Genomic DNA, 19,795 nt, shown 5'->3' with positions numbered 1-19,795 from the left:
AACCCCTTATATATTTTTTATTTATAACAAATGAAGTTTTTTATTCTTCAGTTAGTTATCGTTTTATACATTTTTTATGTCTTTTATATCTTTTGATAAGTCAGCAGTTTTTAATTTTTTATCTTCTAAAAGTACTTTATTTTCTTTATATTGATTAATTAAGCGAGCATTATTGATTATCAAATATTCTTTGTAGTATGATACTCTGTACATATACTCAAGAGCATTTATAAAAGACTCTTCTATATATTTTTTATCATATTCTTCATTTTCTTTTAGTCTGATATCATACATAACTGCTTTATATATAGTTTTATAATTGGCGTCAAAAAATATTTTTCTCTCCCTATTCTCTTCTTCTTTAAATTTTATTTCTTCATATTCAATTTCTTTTACTTTTTCTTCAAGTCTTTTTTCATCTTCCTCATTATAAATATTTTCCTGATTATAAAAGAATAAAGCATTATTGATAAATACATCCTCATACTTTTTTACATCTTTCAAATCAAGATTTTTTAATTCATTCAAAAAGTCATAATCTTTTTTATTCTCTTCTGATGAGCGGTATAAATACATTAAAGATGAATGCAAAGAATCAAGTATATCTCTGTAGCTTTTTGCCATATAAGGATTAAAAAAGTACATGCTCTCTGCTATATAAAAAAATGTATTTATATCATCTATAATAGAATCTATATTATGCATTTTTTTCTTGCTGTATTCTTTACTTTCTATATTAGAAAATACAATCTCTTCTCCGCTTTCAACAACATCATAATCAATTCTAAACCTTATAAATGAGCATAAAAACTTTAGAAAATCATAATTTTTTAGAATTAAACTAACATAATGATGTCCGTAATTTAAAATGGATTTAAAATTATTTTCATTTTCAAAATAATTTTCATGATTTAAATTATGCATTCCATATATATTATTATTTGAATATAGTTCAGAAAATAATTCTTTTAATTCATTTTTCATTTCATTGTACTTATCTATACATAATTTAAGAACTTCATCATACTGATATTTTATTAACTCTTCTTCTGAAAAGTCTAATCCTATAGAAAAAATATCTTTATACCCTTCAAGATATAAATATTTTATTTTTTCTGCAAAATGATAAAACATCTTATCAAAATATATAGCATCACTAGAGAAATATTTTGATAATGATAAATACTCTTTAATTTCTGAATCTATTATTATATTAATAGAACTAATATAACTGTCTCTTAATACGCTGTCATGCCGAAAAACATAATATAAGCAGAATATATGTTCTATTATTTTAGATAAAGAAATGTCTTCAAGATATTTAAAATTATCTATTCTTCTTACTAATTCAGTATAATTCAAATGCTTAACACTTTCTTCTATTAGCTTTATTTTATTAGAAAGAATCTTTTTTAATAAAGATTTATCGATATTTTCATTATTATCATCGCTGAAGAAAATATCTGCTATGTCTTTTAAATTTAATTTACAATTTTCAAAATAATATATTTTCTCAAGCACTGGAAGATGATATACACAGTAAAGCACTTTATTAGCAGTCTTTCTATTTTCTTTGATTATACTATCCTGAACTTTATAAGAAGGAAGTATGCAGTTTTTATTATCATCATAATAGTTCTGCATTCTTTTTATAAGTTTATCCTTCTTAATAGGAAGTTTATCAAATACATTATCTTCAATATTAGAAATATCTATTTTTCCGTCATCTGAAAGATAGTTTATTATATCAAGCTCAAAATGACTTCTTAAATAGCTGTATAAATCGGCAAATACTCCTATTTCAAAGAATAGTATTTTATCTTTATAATTAGTCATTATGCCTTTTATATCTTCCTTTACTGCCTGAAAATCATTAAACTCGTATGTGAATATACTATCATCTTCAGAAATTACTGCTTTCTCTACACTGTATGGTTTATCCCCTGATATTTTGGAAACTATAAAGCATTCTCTGTTTTCTGATATTAATGTTCTTAGTGAAGGAAGTATATAGTTGTATCTTGCATTTTTATCTGAATTACTATAATATCTTATATTATATTTTCTGTCGGCTGTATTAATGCTTTCTTTTTTAATATAATATTATCCTTAGTTATTCTTGCATATAGATACTTATTTTATTATAACAGAATTATTAAAAATAATTTGCTATGTCTTCCGAAAGACGCTATTAATTTTATTAAATTTTTTTTAAAAAACATGCTTTTTATATAATTATTCATCTTAAATAAATATACAGTATATCATTTTTATTAATGTATTTTTTCAAAAATTTTCTCCCGCACGCAGAACAGCATAAAAATATAATGGTTTACTCATAAATTTAAACTTTATTAACAAATAAAAATACTCTAAACGTGCGGTTATATGCATGCAATACTTAATAAAAAACTTGGGCGGGTGCTGAAATTTCAGATTAAGCTATAAAGATAGTTAGTATCAAAATTCAAAATATAGTTGTAAAAAATAAATGGTGTGGTATGTAATGAAAATTTAAAAAATTAATTACATCTGCCCGCCAAATATTTTTTAAATTTATTGTTTTTCTTACCGCACTTAGAATTAATTTAATTCTTCTTATTATTTAATTTGTTATTTGAATTTCATTTTATTATTAAAAATTTTTAATAGTGATTTAAATAAATTAAAAATTTAACTGATGATTTATTCGTATGTACAAATACAATCTTAAATGTATGGAAGTATAAATATATTTCATATTTTAAGAATTTGACAAAAAATATAAAACATGTATAATGAGAAATGTTAGGATAATCTAATATTTAAAGGGACTATATAATGAATATTAATTTAAACGGAGTATCTGAAACTTTATTAATTACACTATGGGTGAAAGCATAAGAAAGTAAAAGAGAAGATTCAATTATCAAAGATTATAAATCTATAGAAATATTAAAAGAAATAAATTATGATTTTTCAAAGTTTAAAAATTCTAATGGAACTCAAGTGGGAACCTGTGTAAGAACAAAAATAATAGATGATATAATAAAAGATATTATTGAAAAAAGTTCAGCATAATTTTTTACCATTATCAATTTAGGAGCAGGTCTTGATACAAGAGTAAGCAGATTTATAAAGGATAATATTTATTGGTATGATATAGATTTTGAAGATGTTATTTTGTTAAGAAAAACAATTTTTTAAAGAACTAGAAAATAATAAAAATTATGAATGCATATCATCATCTATACTTAGATTATCGTTGGATAAAAAATATTAAAGTAAGAGGTACTATTATAATAATATCTGAGGGGGTATTGATGTATATAGAAGAAAGTTATATAAAAGAATTAATTGAAAAACTATCTTCAAATTTTATTAACAGCCATTTTATATTTGATACTATACCTATAATTTCAGCTAAAAATACAAAACTTCATGAAACGGTAAAAGAAACAAATGCAGTGTTTAGATGGGGATTAGATATACCATCTAATATAGAAAAATTAAGCAGTCATATAAGATTTATAAACAGTTATAATTATGCTGATTATTTTAAAAATAGATGGGGATTTATAGGAATATTAAGACATTTACCTTTTGTAAAAAAGATTATAAATTTTAATACTCTCCATATAAAACTTGTTTAAAATATTTATAGTTATAAATGATAAACATCTATAGCAATACTAATTTATTTTTAATAATATATATTAGCCTTAGTATATGTATTTAAATATTTTTTATTTATTTTAAAAAATTAATTACATATGCCCGCCATCTAAATTGTTAGTATTATTTTGTAATTTCTGTATTATTTTTCTTTTCTGCTTTAATCTGTTATTTTAGCTGCCCACCCAAGATTTTTTTAAATTTATTGTTTTTATTATCAAGCATTAAATATATTTATTATTAGTTGTAAAATATCATATAAACATTATTTTAATAGTAAAACAATACTGATTGACTTTTCATTAAAAATAATTTAGAATGCACAGTATTAATTAAGGGGATATAGCTCAGTTTGGGAGAGCATCACAATGGCATTGTGAGGGTCGTGGGTTCGAGCCCCATTATCTCCAATTTTTGAATTATAAACAAATAACATATTTATGCATGCCAACAACTTGCAATTAAATAAATAATAAAATTAATTGTATTTATAACTATATTTATTTTTGTCATATTTTTACCTCCTATATAAAACATAGATAATGCTTCTAATATATAAGGTATCGCACCAATTAGTACAATTATAATATGATAATTACATGATGTTTTTATGTTGACATGGCACCTGTTGTTAACAGGCATAAATATATTATTTCAAAGACCTATCTTTAAGTATATTAATATAAAAGTACAAACATTATAATTAGATGCTTGTACTTTTATATATTTATTACAAAATTAATCTCTCCATTTTTTTGTTATATTTCCTTCAAAATCTATAACTATTTTTCTTCTGCTTTTAAACTCTATGCTATAATCTTTTCTATTTTTTTGTATATTCACAACTTTTTCATCAGGAAATTCTTTTTTTATTGAATTTTTAACTTTATCTTCTATATAAGCTATAGAAATTTCTTCACCGCCGCCGCTTACAGTTTTCCATTCTCCATAAGAATTAACATATATTTTAAGTCCACCTCTGAATATCAAAGTATAAGAACCTCCTAATTCAGTTGCCCTGTACAAATAATAATCAGAGAAATATTTATCAGCAAATGCTATAGCCTCATCAGGCACTTCGCTTAAAGCTACAGAACCACCATAGGCATATATTGATAATACAGATAAAGTTAATATTGTATATATTATTCTTTTTACAATTCTTTTCATTCTCATAGAATACCTCCTTAAATTGTTATTTAATATTATATATTATAAGGAAAATACTACAAGTTATTAAAATTTCACATTTCCTGCAATATAATATCTTCCGTCTGTAGAACCTTGGAAACCAACATTAAATTCAGCAGGACCTGCTTTAAATTTACCAAATATAGCATATTCCAAATATAACTTAGCATTTTTATCTTTTATATGAACCATTTCTCTCAAAGCAATGTTTAACATATACCATTCAAATCCCTGCTCTAAACGAACATAATGAGCATCATTTTCCCTCCAAGTATATTCAGCAATAGCATTAAGCCAAATAGTTTCATTCATAAGCGGGAATCTAAATGTTGCAGAAGCCTGAACCAATGATTCAAATAAAGATATATGATAATTTTGAGGCTCTATTCTATTTTCATGTTCGTATAGGAATCTAAACTCAATATTAGGTATATTAAATCTAAATAAAAAAGCTTTAGGTATACTGTGTCTGAAATCTCCTTGAGAATAAGCTATCTCATAATGATTTCCTATAAATCCAACTCTGATACCCGGACCATTTAATACTTGAGGTATATAATAATCAGGTGTATCAATATTTGCAGGGTTCAATGTAGTATCATAATAATGCGGCATAAGCATAAAAGTGGTAGTGTTAATATCAAAAGTGGCTCTTCCTCTGGCTGATACTAGTATTCTATCAATAAATATAGCCTGTACTCCGCCGTCATACAGACCTGCATTTCCTTTTATGTATGGATATTGTATATCTGGGTTGTGAGTATCAAAATATCCGAATGCTGTTATAAATCCTGTAAATTGTATATAGTCATTATGAAATGTCTGACCAATAGTAGCAAAAGTATCTCTCAAATTAAAAGTATTCGTATGAGCAGCATAAGAAAAAGTAGTTGTTAAATGAAATTCTATAGGGTATTTTTGAAAAAAGCTCAAATTAGTATCATTAGGATTTGGAAGTTTTCTTTTATAATCATCTCTGAAATAATCTGGTTTTATATATTGCGGAAGTTCATTATTTCCCTCTCTTCCTATAAACATATCGAATGCATTTGGAAGTGTTGGCATTATTGCATTTGTATATTTTTCTTGAGCATTTAATAAATAAGGCAGCATTAAGAATGTAATAGAGGTTATTACTATTTTGATATAGTTTTTCATAAAAAATCCTAAGATAAAATTTCAGTTATGATAATTTAAATTATATAAAAGTAAAGATTATTTCGTAAATAAATTTCATATCTGATAAAAAATAAATATTAATCCATTTTAAAGAAAGTCATAATACTTTTTAAGTTTTCTGACTGTTCTAATAATTCTTTTGCATATGTTGCAGTTTCATCAACTAAAGCAGCATTTTGCTGAGTTATTCCATCTATTTTTGAAACAGCGATATTAACCTGATCTACGCCTGTCTGCTGTTCTACGGCAGTTGTACTTATTTCCTGCATTATTTTTGCTGTTCCATCTATTTTTAATTGTATATCATTGAATATGGATTGTGATTCTCTTGCAGTTTCAGCTGATTTATTAATTTTTTCATAGATATTTTCTATAAGCAATGTTATGTCTTTAGCAGATGACTGTGAATTTTGAGCTAAGTTTCTTACCTCAGAAGCCACAACAGCAAAACCTCTTCCCTGATCTCCAGCTCTTGCTGCCTCTACAGAAGCATTTAAAGCAAGTATATTAGTTTGAAAAGCTATATCTTCTATAGTTTTTGTAATATTTTTTATTTTCTCACTTGCCTCATAAACTTCTTCTATGTTTCTAGTAGTTTCAGAAATTACACCGGCTCCGTTTTCTACAGCCTTTTTAGAAGCTATCATCATATCATTTCCTTCCACAGAATGCGAAGCGGAAGATTTTATAGTAGAAGCCATTTGCTCTATAGCGGAAGCAGTTTCCTCTAAACTAGATGCCTGAGCTTCTGTTCTAGCTGATAAATCATCGCTGCCGTTTGTCAGATTCAGTGCAGCATTATTTATTTTTTCTGAAGTATTATTAACTTCATTAATTATTTTTGATAAAGCATTTCTCATATCTTTAAAAGAGTATGCTATATCACCAATTTCATTTTTCTTAAATTTAAAATTTCTAAGTATAAATTCACCTTTAGACATTTCTTTTGCTTCTTCTACAAGAACTTTCAAAGGACTAATAATATTTTTTATATATAAGAATCCTATAATAGAACTCAATATTATTCCTATGACTCCTATCATAATTCCAATCTTTAATATTTTACTGCTTTGCTGTTCAATAAAACTTAAAGGCATAGAGAAAGCTACATGCCAAGGCTGATTTTTAATGCTTGTATATAAACAAACTTTAGTCATACCATCATTTTGGAATTCTAATTTTCCTTCTGTATTATTAACAATTGTTTTTACCTCTGCAGGAGCAAGTTTACCAACCTCGCTAGGTACATTATGCATTACAAGTAAGGTATCTTTATTAAATACCCATAATCTTATCCAATGAGTAAGAACTTCGCCTGCAGTTTCAGATACTTCATCTATAACCTTCTGCCAATCTAATACTACTAGTAATGCTCCCAAATATGAATTATCAGTTCTTGAATTTATTGGTGAAATAATAGCTGTTATCCATTTTTCATCAGAGTCTTTATATATAGAATCTGATAGGGTAGGTTTTTTTACAGCATCATATTTTTTCCATAAATCAGAGTATAAACTAGATACATTTTTTCCTACATCCGTATTATCGCCGTTTGAATCATTTAGTATTGTACCGTCTTTTTCTAATAGTGCTAAACTTTTTACATACGGATTTTTAGCAGACATTAGCTTTAATACGGTAAGCATATTAGCTTCGCCTTCAGGATCTCTATTTTGCATATAGTTTATAACAAATGTAAAAGATGAATATGTATCTGATAATATTAATTGATTTTCAACTAAAGAGTCAAAAAAAGTTGAATATCCCTTTATTGTAGTTGCAAATCCGTCATAAGAGGCTTTATCTATAGCCTTTTTTGACATTTGTACTAAAGTAGATATGGACACAATTAAAAGAACAGCTATAAATGTATTAACTACTATTGGTATTTGAACATTTAAACTATTGAACTTCTTTTTCATAAATATACCCCAAAAAATTATTTATAAAATTAATTTTTAATGTAAAAATTTAATAGTATTCTTAAACAGGCTCAATTTTTATTACTAATAGTGAAATTAATTATTATACTACATATAGTATAGTAATTAAAATATAGTATGTCAAATTTTTATTAATCATATATTTGTTTATTATGTTTTACAAATATAGAAGATACTTTTTAAATAAAAATATACACAATGATATATTAAAATAATGATAATTAGTTTGACTTTTATCTTATTTATAGTACAATATATAAACATTGACAGTATATTAATTTTATAAACTTAGTATGCTTTTAATGTTTATTCCCAAAATCTCATTTTAATTAAATAAAGGAGAAGAAAATCGTGAAACTCCCAAAAGTCAATGATTTAGGCTTTTTCGAGATTCGTCTCGAAAGTATAGGCGGAATGGGTGCTAATAGTGCTGGTAAAATGCTTGCAGAAGTAGGCGTTTTATCTCAAGGATTCTATGGTGCTGCATTCTCTAGTTATGGTTCAGAAAAAAAAGGTTCTCCAGTAAAATCTTTCGTAAGATTTTCTGAGAATGAAGTTAGAGTAAACTCTACAGTAGAAGAACCGCATGTTGTGGCAGTGTTCCACATGAATCTTCTTAAAAATCCTCTAACATTAGCAGGTGTTAAAGAAGATGCTATCGTTATTTTCAATACTAATAAAACTCCAGATGAAGCAAGAGACTTTGCTAAACTTCATGGCGGTAAAGTAGTTTGTGTTGATGCTATAAAAATCGCTAATGATTTAAAACTTCCTTCACAAGCAGCTAATACCATCATAATGGGTGCTATGGTTAATCAGCTTGATTTCATAGATTCTGCTAAATTTGAAGAGCAAATTAGAAAACAGTTCGGCGGTAAAAAAGCTGAATTAGTAGAACCTAATATTGAAGCTTTCAGAAAAGGCGGAAGTGAATCTGTAGTTAAAGATTTCCCTGCAGACGGAAAATATCCTTATATACCTTATAAAAAACCAGAACCTGTATATGGTAAAAATAACCAATTAACAGGCGGTTATATAAATGCTGCTGGTAACTCTACTTTAAAAGATTTACAAGTAACTCGTACCGGTCATATTCCTGTATTCAATCCTAAAAACTGTATTGATTGTGCTCAATGTGAATTAGTTTGTCCGGATCTTTGCGTTGTTTGGGAAAAAGGTCCAGACAGAAAAGATCCTAATAAAATAGCTATGAACATGATGGGTATTGATTATCAATATTGTAAAGGCTGTTTGAAATGCGTTAGAGCTTGCCCTAAAGGACCTTATGCTCCTAAAGCACCTGCTAAAGAAGATCAAGCTTTAAGAATAGAAGTAGAAGCAGAATGTAATGTTCCAGAACTTACATACAGTCGTTATCATAAATAATAAGGAGCGAATAAATGGCTAACAAATATAATCTTGCTGAACAAGAAAACATACTTGAAAGTGGTAATGAATTAGCAGCCATTGCAGCCGCTCAAATTAATTATCACGTTATGGGTTATTACCCAATTACTCCTTCTACTCAGATTGCTGAGTATTTGGATGAAATGAAAGCTAATGGAAGACATACTGTTTGCATGATCCCTGGTGATGGTGAACATGGTGCAGCTGGTATATGTTATGGTGCTACTACTGCAGGAGGTAGGGTATTCAATGCTACTTCTGCTAACGGTCTTCTTTATGCTATGGAACAATTACCTGTACAATCAGGTACTAGATTCCCTATGGTATTAAATGTTGTAAACAGAACTGTTTCTGGTCCTCTAGATATTAAATGTGACCAATCTGACATAATGATGGCTCTTAACACTGGTTGGATTATCATTATGGCTCATACTACTCAAATGGTTTATGACTTCAATATCTTTGCTTTAAAAATCGCTGAAAGAGCTAAATTACCTATTATAGTTTCTTCTGACGGTTTCTTCACTTCTCACCAAAAGAAAAAAATTCACCTTTTCAAAAATGATAAAGATGTTCAAGACTTCTTAGGTACTTATACTCCTGAAGTTACTTCTATTGAACCAGGAAAAAATCCTGTTACAATTGGACCTTACATGAACGAAGATGAATTAACAGGAAGTAAATTACAGCTTTCTCAAGCTTTAGAAGATTCTCGTGCTATTATATTAGATGTATTTGAAGAGTTCGCTTCTTTCTCTGGAAGAAAATATGAGCCTATAGAAACTTATCAAATGGAAGATGCCGATGTAGCTGTAATGATCTGCGGATCTGCTTATGAAACTCTTACTTTAGCTGTTGACGAAATGAAAAAAGCTAATCCTAGTCTTAAAATAGGTGCTTTTGCTATTACTCAAATTCGTCCTTTCCCTGAAAAAGAATTACAAAAATTACTTACTAATGTTAAAGTTGTAGTAGTAGGTGACAGACAAGATTCATATTCTGGTATGGGCGGCAACATGTCTACTGAAATCAGAGCTGCTCTTAAAAATGATCCTAATAACAAAACTTCTATTATAGACAGAGTATTTGGTCTTGGCGGTACTGAGTTTACTTTAGAAAAAGCTAAAGAGTTATTTGAATTAGGTCTAAAAGAATTAGCTAATCCGGGTTCTGTTGTAAAACACTCTTACTTAGAACAATATATGGGTCATGAAGGTGTAGAAATGAAACCTATACATGAACCTCTTACTTTGGAAAGCCAAAAATCTGGTATCGTTGTTACTATGAATGAACAAACTCATAAACTTGATGTTAAAGTTCCGCCTCTTAGAGAATTAACAGGCAAGGCTTATCGTTATGCTCAAGGTCATGGTGCTTGTAACGGCTGCGGTATATTCTCTGGTATTAATACTTTCTTAAAAGGTATTGAAGGTGAAGTTGTTCTTTTAGTACATACAGGATGTTCTATGGTTGTTACTACAGGCTATCCTTACAGCTCTTACAGAACTACTTATGTTCACAACTTGTTCCAAAACGGTGCAGCTACTCTTTCTGGTATCGTAGAGATGTATCATGAAAGAAAAAGAAGAGGTGAAATCGATGGACCGGAAGATCCTACTTTCATAATGATTACTGGTGACGGCGGTCATGACATAGGTATGGGACCTTCTATTGGTGCAGCTATTAGAAATCACAAAATGATTATATTAGAATACGATAATGAAGGATATATGAACACTGGTAACCAATTATCATTCTCTACTCCTATAGGACACAGAACTTCTACTTCTAATGTTGGTAAAGCTGAAGTGGGTAAACAATTCAATCACAAAGATGTAGCTCAAATATTTGCTGGTTGTCATATACCTTATGTTGCTACTGGTTGTGAGGCTTATCCTTTAGATTTAGTTAAAAAAGCTGCTAAAGCTCAATGGTATGCTAATCATCATGGTACTGCTTTTGTTAAACTTCTTATTGCTTGTCCATTAAACTGGAAATCTCCTGATGATATGGGTAAAGATGTTATTAAAGCTGCTGTTGACTGCTGTTTCTTCCCTCTATATGAATCTGAACATGGTATCACTACTATCACTAATATGGTAGCTGATGATAAAAAACAGCCTGTTAGCGAATGGCTTAAAATGATGGGTAAAACTAAACACCTTCTTAAACACCCAGAGCTTCTTGAAGCATTCCAAAAAGAGGTTGATAGAAGATGGTATCGCTTAAAAGCTATGCATGAAAGTCCTCTTCTATAATTAGTTAAAAGCTAGAAATAGAATAAGATTATATATAGTAACGGTTGTTAATCTTTGAGGTTAGCAGCCGTTATTTTTTACTTTTTATTATAGACCAAACCATTACATTTTTAATTTAAAATAAAAATTAAAACTTGTCATAATTAACACCGCACGCAGAATAAAATTACAAATGTATATTAATTAAAAATATAATTTCAACTATAAAAAAATAATAAACTAAACGTGCGTTAAATATATTTTTTATTGAAATAACATTTGGGTGGGATCTAAATTTATGATAGAATAATAAATTTAATTAATATTAAAATCTGTAAATTAGATAAAAAAATTTTAAAGGGTGGGGTATGTAAATAAGTTTCAAAAGTTAATCGCATTTGGTATAACTTTATACTTATAAATTTTATTTACTATTAATTAAATATACTTGAATTATAACACTATCAATTTTTTTAAAACTATATTATATTAGAATGCATCAAAATATTAAAAGGAAGTAATTATATATGGGACTTTATGTTGTAATTAACATTGTAGTACTATTGGCTTTAATAGCACTATTATATTTTATGCAGAAAAAACATCTGAATTTTACTATCAGAGTATTATCTGCTTTAGTTTTAGGGTTAGCTTTGGGATTCATACTTAGAAAAGTTTATTCTTCAAATATGGAAATAGTAAATCAAAGTATTGTCTGGTATAATGTAGTAGGTAATGGTTATGTAAGACTTCTTCAAATGTTGGTTATGCCTTTAATTTTTGTTTCTATTACTATGGCGATCCTTAACATAAAAGGAAACAGCAATAATTTAGGTAAAATGACTATTATAATTATAGCCGTACTAATGGTAACAACAGCTATATCAGCTTTAGTAGGATTTTTAACAGCTAAGGGATTTGGTTTAGATGCTTCAAAACTTCAATCTATAGTAGGAGATATTTCTCAGGGTGCTTCTAACTATGAAGGTAAATTAGAGCAGTTTTCTTCAAGACCTGTTCCGCAGCAATTATTAGATATTATACCTACAAATCCATTTGCAGCATTAGCTGGTATGGGAGGCTCTCCTACACTTTCTGTTGTGTTTTTTGCCGCTTTAGTAGGTTCTTCTGCTTTGGGACTTAGAAATAAAAAACCAGATGTTTTTGATTTTTTCTTGAAAATTATGCAGGCTTTGCATGATGTTGTGATGAAGATAGTTGCATTTGTAATGAAATTAACTCCTTATGGCGTACTTGCTCTTATGGCTAAATTTATGGCTGCTAGTGATTTGAATGCATTTGCTCAATTAGGACAATTCCTTCTAGCATCTTATTTAGCTATAATTATCATGCTTATAGTTCATAGTATAATACTTATTATATTCGGATACAATCCTATTAAATACTACTCTAAGGCTTTTACAGTTTTAACATTTGCTTTTTCATCAAGAACAAGTGCTGGTACTTTACCTTTAACTGTTTCTGCTTTAAAAGATAAAATGGGAATATCCGAAGGCGTTTCAAACCTTTCTGCTTCGCTTGCTGTAACTATAGGACAAAATGGATGTGCTGGTATTTATCCGGCTATGGTTGCTGCTATGATAGCACCTACTTTGGGTATTAATCCTCTTGAACCTGCATTCTTAATAAAAGCTGTTGTTATAATTGCTATAGGAAGTTTCGGTATTGCTGGAGTTGGAGGGGGTGCTACAAATGCTGCTTTGATTACACTTTCTGCTTTAGGTTTTCCTGTAGGACTTGTGGCTATACTTTTGGGAATAGAGCCTCTTATTGATATGGGCAGAACTATGCTCAATGTTAATGATGGTATGGTTACCGCTGCTGTTACAGGAAAAATTTGTAAAGAAGTGGATATGGATAAATTCAATTCCAATGATAATACCGGTTCTAATGAAGCAGAAGCTATGTAATTAATTAAAGATATAGTATTATAAAAATTATTAGGTATTCCAAAATAAAAGGAATACCTATTTTTTTATTTTAATTACATACCCCGCCCTTTAGAGTTTATTGCTTTATTTTAAATTTTAGCTTCATATTGTTTTGTGATTAAATAACATTTATTAGCACCCACCCAAATGTATTTAAATTTGCTGCCAATTCAGCACACGGTAAAAGAAACAAAATATATAGAGTTAATTAACAATAAAAATTTGACTATGCTAAAAAATAATTTCTGCGTGTGCTTTGAATGTTTTAAACCTAATTAAAACTAGGGTGGGCATTAATAATTTATAATAAAGTAAAAAGGCAAATAAAATTTTGATTTCATAATTAAGCAATAAACCTATAGGGTGGGAGTGAAAATAAATTTTAAAGCTTTTATTACATACCCGCCCTTTTATTTTTATAGTTATAATCTGCGATTTTTAACTTATTTATGTTTAAAGACTAATTAGAAATTAAAGCACCCGCCCAAGTGTTATGTAAATTAAAAAAATATTTAACGCATGGTTAATAAAATTTATAATATAATGAAATTTGAATTACAAATAAATTTATATTCCTAATTCTATTTTGCGTGCGGTAATAATACAACAAATTAAAAAAATCTTGGGTGGGAAGCTAAAATAACATGTAAAATTAAAAGGAAAAATAATTTAGAAATTACTGATAATATTTAAAAGCCTAAAGGGTGGGCAAATGTGATTAAAGTTTAAAACTTAATTTACATACCCCGCCCTTTTATTTTTATAGTTATAATCTGCAATTTTTAACTTATTTATATTTAAAGACTAATTAGAAATTAAAGCACCCGCCCAAGTTTTGATTAAATTTTAAATTTATTCAACATAAGATTTAATTTATATTTTTAATACAAATATTAAAACTCTATGTTATTTTTAATACAAAACTCTTCAGCAGTTTTTATTTTTTCTTTGGCTAAGGACACAATACATTTTTTTATTAATTTTTTATCATCTTTTTTGGCAAAACTGTAAGCATTAGAAAAATATTCATACGCATCTTTATTAAAAATATTATACTTATTATTCATTTTATCTAATTGTATATATATGTATGCTATGCTGTTATTGGCTAAAGCATGCTTACTATTTAACTTTAAAGCCTCTCTAAAACATAATAAAGCATCATTATAATATTTATAAGCATTATCATAATCTTTCATTGACAGATATATATTAGCTAATTTAGTTGTGCTGTATCCCATACTGTCATAAATAGAAGCATTATTTAAATTATCATCTATTTTTAATGCCAATCCTTTTTCATAATATAGTAAAGCATCTTTAAGTAAATCTATAGATCTTTGAATGCTTCCGTTTTTAAATTCATTGTTTGAATATTTTGTTTTTGAAAAACCTATTCCATTATAGGCATTAGCATATTTAGGATTAATTTCCAAAGCTCTTATATAATCTTCATAAGCCTCATTATAAAGTTTTAACCCTACTTTACTTAATCCTCTGTTATAATAAGCATCAATAGAATAATTATCAGTTTCAATTACTTTGGTATAGCATTCAATAGCTTTTTGATATTCTTTTAAATAATCATAACATATACCTATATTGAAATAAGCATCTATTATATTACTATCGATATCAATTACTTTATAAAAATCTTCTATAGCTTCATGGTATAATTCCATTTCAATTTCTGCTAAAGCCCTATTATAAAATGCATCAGTAGTATTCGGCTCAAGTTCAATGACTTTTGTATAATATTTCAAAGCTGTTTCATATTCTTCTAAAGTATCATAAGATAAAGCTAAATGATAATTAGCATATACATTTTCATTGTCAAGCTCTATTACATTTTTGAAGTCTTCAATAGCCGAATTATAATGTCTATTTCTATAATTTATAAGCCCCCGCTCATTATATGCATTAATATACTTAGGGTCTAATTGTATAGCTTTATTTATATATTTTAAAGCTTCATCCAATTCATTTAAATATGAGCTAGTAAGTCCTCTATAATAATAAAACTCACTGTCGCCGTCATATATTGAAATAGCCTTATCAAAATCTTTTATAGCCTCTTTATATAAATGCATTCTTCCTTTTAATAAGGCTCTGTTATTGTATAAATAAGCATCATCTTTCTCAAGCTCTATAGCTTTATTATAATCCTCCAATGCCTCATCATACATCTGCATTTCATTTTTTATAAGCCCTCTATTATTATATGAATAAGTATCTTCAGGATTTAATTCTATAGCCTTATTATAATCTTTTAATGCATCTTCATATAATTGTAAGGATTCTTCAGCTAATGCTCTATTATAATATGAATAATATATATCATCATTAATTTCTATCATTTTAGTGTAATAATTAATTGCATATCTATAATTTCCTAATTTATATTCAAGAAGTCCCATATCATTATAGATATTGATGATATTGTCATCATCTGCATATTCTAATGCCTTTTTATAATCGTCCATAGCATCTTTATATAATTCTAAACTGTTTTTAGTAAGCCCTCTAAAATAATAAGCATTAGAAAAATGATTATCCAATTCAATAGCCTTGTTAAAATCATTAATCGCATCTTCATATAATCCTAGAAAAAATTCTGTTAAAGCTTTGGAATAATATGAATCACTGTCATCATATCTTAATTCTACAATTTTATTGAAATCAGATAATGCTTCTTCATACATATTGAGATATCTTTTGGAATGACCTCTGTAATAGTATGCATCATCAATTTCATCATCTAGCAACAAAGCTATATCAAAGTTTCTTATAGCTTCCTGATATCTTCCTAAATAAAAATATCCTAATCCTATATAGTATATAGCTTCAGCATCATCGTCATTAAATTCCAGAACCTTTTTAAAATCTTTAATTCCTTCTTCATATCTTCCTAAATATGATTTTGAATGCCCTCTATTATAGTAGGCATTAGATTTTTCTGGAGACAATTCTATAACTTTATCAAAATCTTTAATAGCCTCCTCATAGTTTTTCAAATTAAAATATGATAGTCCTCTATTGTAGTATGCATCCACTAAAGTATCATGAGTATTGTTTATTTCCTCATCGCTTATATTTTTACCTTCTTCATCATCTTCATTATCATAAGAACTGCTATATATGATAAATTCGCTGTCTGAATATGCAATAATATATTTATTGTATATATCTATAACTTCATTTAAATATTCTATTGATTTTTCATAATCTTTACTTATGAAGGCATGATGTCCCAAATCAAATAATCTTTCTATATTCCTTTTATCATCTATATTCATTAATCATAACTCCAATAATACATTACTTTTATAAGTATATACAAAAATATAATAATTACTATATATAATAGTTAATATTATTCATAAATAATAGTTAATATTATTCATTGATTTATTTTAATTTTTAGATTAAATTTTAACATATGAATATTTTTTATTATATTAAAGTTTAATATCAATGAAGGAGGATATATGGCTAAAGGCAGAGTTACTATTGATAGAGAACAATGTAAAGGATGCTCTAACTGCATATCGGTTTGTCCGACTAAGATACTGTATTTAGATAAAGAAGATATGAATTCTTGGGGGTATTATCCAGCAGCTGTTACTGATATGGAAAAATGTACAGGCTGTTCTAATTGTGCAATGATGTGTCCGGATATATGTATAATGGTTGAAAGGCTAGATAAAGAGGAGAGTAAATAATGGCTAGAACATTGATGAAAGGAAATGAGGCTATGGCTAGTGCGGCTATTGCGGCAGGATGTAAATGTTTTTTTGGGTATCCTATTACACCGCAGAATGAGATACCGGAGTTTATGTCAAAAGCTATGTATGAATCAGGCGGGGCATTTGTGCAGGCAGAAAGTGAGGTGGCAGCAATTAATATGGTTTATGGGGCAGGAGGAGCCGGAGTGAGGGCTATGACCTCTTCTTCTTCGCCGGGTATAGCTTTAAAACAGGAGGGTATATCATATCTGGCAGGTTCTGAAGTTCCTGCAGTAATACTTAATGTTATGAGAGGCGGACCTGGACTTGGAAGTATACAGCCTTCACAAAGCGATTATAATATGATGACTAGAGGGGGAGGAGATGGCGATTATAATTGCCCTGTTTTAGCACCTGCCAATTTACAGGAAGCAGCTGATATGATAATGGAAGCATTTGATATAGCGGATCATTATAGAACTCCTGTGTATGTTGCTGCTGACGGATATATTGGTCAGATGATGGAGCCTGTAGAAATTATTTATAAACCTAAATATGAGATAAAAGAAAAGACTTGGGCTGCTTGCGGAAAAAGGGGAAAAAGAGAAAAAAATAATATTATTAATTCTCTATATTTAGAGCCTGAATTATTATATGAACATAATCTTCATCTTCAGAGAAAATATGATGAAATAAAAGAAAAAGAAGCAAGAGCAGAAAAATATTTTACAGATGATGCAGAACTTATATTTGTTTCTTATGGTACTATGTCAAGAATTGTAAGAGGAGTTGTTGATAAGTTTAGAGAAGAAGGTAAAAAAGTAGGTATGATTCGTCCTCAAACTTTATGGCCTTTTCCCGTTAAAGCATTTGATAATCCAAATTGCAAAATGTATGTAAGCATTGAGATGAGTATGGGGCAGATGGTTGATGATATAAAGCTTGCAATAGAGTGTAAAGTTCCGGTTAAATTCTATGGAAAGGCTGGAGGATTAGTACCTACTGCTCATGAGATAATGGATAATGTTATAAGTTTGGCAGGAGGTTTAATATGATAGTATTCGAAAAATCAAAGGGATTGAGTGATGCTAGGACACATTATTGTCCGGGCTGTATGCATGGTACTGCTCAGAGAATAATAGCTGAATGTGTAGAAGAACTTGGGGTATTGGAGAAAACAGTTGGTATAGCTTCTGTAGGATGCTCTGTACTTGCTTATAAGTATTTTTCATGTGATATGCAGCAGGCAGCACATGGAAGAGCTCCGGCTGTTGCTACAGGTATAAAAAGGGCTATTCCAGATAGTGTTGTATTTACGCTTCAAGGTGACGGAGATTTAGCAGCAATAGGTACTGCAGAAATAATACATGCCGCAGCAAGAAGCGAGAATATAACAGTAATATTTTTGAATAATGCTATTTATGGTATGACAGGCGGGCAGATGGCTCCTACTACTTTGGAAGGTCAAAGAACTACTACTACTCAGGCAGGAAGAGATTTTCACAAAGCAGGTAAACCTATAAGGGTATGTGAGATGCTTGCTACTATAGAAGGTGCTGCTTTTGTGGAGAGAGTTTCTTTAGACAGTCCTGCTAATATTAGAAAGGCTAAAATAGCAACTAAAAAAGCTTTTGAAAATCAGATTGCTGGAAAAGGTTTCTCTATAGTGGAAATGCTCACAAGCTGTACTACCAACTGGGGAATATCTCCTACAGATTCTCATAAGTGGATAAGAGATTATATGATTCCGCATTATCCTCTTGGTAATTTTAGAAATGATGCTTAAATAAGGAGGAATATATGAGTACAGAAAGAATTATTTTTGCTGGGTTTGGCGGACAGGGTGTTATGTCTATGGGACAGATGATTGCTTATGCCGGAATGATAGAAAATAAACATGTTACTTGGTGTCCTTCTTATGGACCTGAGATGAGAGGAGGTACTGCTAATTGTTCTGTTGTTATAAGTGATGAACTTGTAGGGTCTCCTATAATTTCTCATGATGCCAATGCAGCTGTTATTATGAATCTTCCTTCGCTTACAAAATTTGAAAAAGATGTTATTCCTAATGGGATACTTTTAATAAACTCATCTTTGATAGATAAAAAGGCCTCAAGAGACGATATAAAAGCGGCTTATGTTGAGGCAAATAAAATAGCGGGCGATATAGGTAATCCTAAATCGGCAAATATGGTTATGCTTGGTGCTTTGCTTACGCTTCATAATGTGGTATCATTCGACAGTGTACAGCAGGCATTTTTGAAAGTATTCGGAGAGCGTAAAAAAGATTTCCTTCCTAGTAATGAAAAGGCTCTTAATGCAGGAAGAGATGCTGTAAAAGATTTGGTTTCTTGAGTTACATAAATTAAAAAATAAAAATATTTTAAACCTCTGTGCTTTCAAAAGTGCTGAGGTTTTTTATTATAAATATTCATTAACGCACGTTTAATAAATACTTTCAATTAATTTCATTATTATTAATAATAAAACTATATTATTTATATTTA

Annotated in this window: 14 protein-coding genes and 1 tRNA gene; 10 read left to right on the top strand and 5 right to left on the bottom strand. The window is 28.7% G+C overall.

Annotation, left to right across the window (positions count from 1 at the left end; all coding sequences use genetic code 11):
• Positions 1-63: 63 nt before the first annotated feature.
• Complete coding sequence (locus tag BFL38_RS11755) at positions 64-1,836, bottom strand: hypothetical protein (protein ID WP_256097264.1); 1,773 nt, start codon at positions 1,834-1,836, stop codon at positions 64-66.
• Between the two features lie 49 nt (positions 1,837-1,885).
• On the opposite strand from BFL38_RS11755, the gene BFL38_RS15600 reads away from it, so the two are divergent.
• The 3 genes from BFL38_RS15600 to BFL38_RS11745 all read left to right on the top strand — a co-directional run bounded on the left by BFL38_RS15600 (position 1,886) and on the right by BFL38_RS11745 (position 4,064).
• Positions 1,886-2,014, top strand: coding sequence for a hypothetical protein (locus tag BFL38_RS15600; protein ID WP_256097263.1), 129 nt, complete (start codon positions 1,886-1,888; stop codon positions 2,012-2,014).
• Positions 2,015-3,302: 1,288 nt separating this feature from the next.
• Entirely contained in the window at positions 3,303-3,632 is a 330-nt protein-coding gene (locus BFL38_RS15590; protein WP_256097262.1) for a hypothetical protein, read from the top strand.
• 358 nt (positions 3,633-3,990) lie between these two features.
• Positions 3,991-4,064, top strand: a tRNA-Ala gene (locus BFL38_RS11745).
• Between the two features lie 328 nt (positions 4,065-4,392).
• Here BFL38_RS11745 and BFL38_RS11740 read toward each other — a convergent pair.
• From BFL38_RS11740 to BFL38_RS11730, 3 genes are all read right to left on the bottom strand, one after another.
• On the bottom strand, positions 4,393-4,830 hold the full coding sequence (locus BFL38_RS11740; RefSeq protein ID WP_083249421.1) for a PepSY-like domain-containing protein: 438 nt from the start codon (positions 4,828-4,830) through the stop codon (positions 4,393-4,395).
• A 60-nt stretch (positions 4,831-4,890) separates the two neighbouring features.
• Complete coding sequence (locus BFL38_RS11735; protein ID WP_069727211.1) at positions 4,891-6,003, bottom strand: hypothetical protein; 1,113 nt, start codon at positions 6,001-6,003, stop codon at positions 4,891-4,893.
• A gap of 98 nt (positions 6,004-6,101) precedes the next feature.
• On the bottom strand, positions 6,102-7,946 hold the full coding sequence (locus BFL38_RS11730; protein ID WP_069727210.1) for a methyl-accepting chemotaxis protein: 1,845 nt from the start codon (positions 7,944-7,946) through the stop codon (positions 6,102-6,104).
• Positions 7,947-8,318: 372 nt separating this feature from the next.
• Between BFL38_RS11730 and BFL38_RS11725 the strand changes: the two genes are divergently transcribed.
• The 3 genes from BFL38_RS11725 to BFL38_RS11715 all read left to right on the top strand — a co-directional run bounded on the left by BFL38_RS11725 (position 8,319) and on the right by BFL38_RS11715 (position 13,542).
• Complete coding sequence (locus tag BFL38_RS11725; RefSeq protein ID WP_069727209.1) at positions 8,319-9,353, top strand: 2-oxoacid:ferredoxin oxidoreductase subunit gamma family protein; 1,035 nt, start codon at positions 8,319-8,321, stop codon at positions 9,351-9,353.
• A gap of 14 nt (positions 9,354-9,367) precedes the next feature.
• Complete coding sequence (locus BFL38_RS11720; protein ID WP_069727208.1) at positions 9,368-11,632, top strand: thiamine pyrophosphate-dependent enzyme; 2,265 nt, start codon at positions 9,368-9,370, stop codon at positions 11,630-11,632.
• A gap of 506 nt (positions 11,633-12,138) precedes the next feature.
• Positions 12,139-13,542 carry an L-cystine transporter gene (locus BFL38_RS11715; protein WP_069727207.1) on the top strand — a complete coding sequence of 468 codons (1,404 nt, stop codon included), beginning with the start codon at positions 12,139-12,141 and terminating at the stop codon, positions 13,540-13,542.
• Between the two features lie 914 nt (positions 13,543-14,456).
• Here the strand turns inward: BFL38_RS11715 and BFL38_RS11710 are convergent.
• Positions 14,457-16,859, bottom strand: coding sequence for a tetratricopeptide repeat protein (locus BFL38_RS11710; protein WP_069727206.1), 2,403 nt, complete (start codon positions 16,857-16,859; stop codon positions 14,457-14,459).
• 192 nt (positions 16,860-17,051) lie between these two features.
• Here BFL38_RS11710 and BFL38_RS11705 point away from each other — a divergent pair, with 192 nt between their 5' ends.
• Genes BFL38_RS11705 through BFL38_RS11690 form a run of 4 tightly spaced genes read left to right on the top strand, consistent with a single transcriptional unit; the run spans position 17,052 to position 19,643 of the window.
• Positions 17,052-17,285, top strand: coding sequence for a 4Fe-4S dicluster domain-containing protein (locus BFL38_RS11705; protein ID WP_069727205.1), 234 nt, complete (start codon positions 17,052-17,054; stop codon positions 17,283-17,285).
• Positions 17,285-18,343 carry a 3-methyl-2-oxobutanoate dehydrogenase subunit VorB gene (gene vorB / locus BFL38_RS11700; RefSeq protein ID WP_069727204.1) on the top strand — a complete coding sequence of 353 codons (1,059 nt, stop codon included), beginning with the start codon at positions 17,285-17,287 and terminating at the stop codon, positions 18,341-18,343. The genes BFL38_RS11705 and vorB overlap by 1 nt, the downstream gene beginning before the upstream one ends.
• Complete coding sequence (locus BFL38_RS11695) at positions 18,340-19,074, top strand: thiamine pyrophosphate-dependent enzyme (RefSeq protein WP_069727203.1); 735 nt, start codon at positions 18,340-18,342, stop codon at positions 19,072-19,074. Before vorB ends, BFL38_RS11695 begins: the two co-directional genes overlap by 4 nt.
• A 14-nt stretch (positions 19,075-19,088) precedes the next feature.
• On the top strand, positions 19,089-19,643 hold the full coding sequence (locus tag BFL38_RS11690) for a 2-oxoacid:ferredoxin oxidoreductase subunit gamma family protein (RefSeq protein ID WP_069727202.1): 555 nt from the start codon (positions 19,089-19,091) through the stop codon (positions 19,641-19,643).
• Positions 19,644-19,795: the final 152 nt, after the last annotated feature.

The organism is Brachyspira hampsonii, assembly GCF_001746205.1.
GTDB lineage: Bacteria > Spirochaetota > Brachyspiria > Brachyspirales > Brachyspiraceae > Brachyspira > Brachyspira hampsonii_B.
The sequence above is the reverse complement of the archived record's forward strand: the minus strand, read 5'-3'. Positions and strand labels throughout refer to the sequence as shown.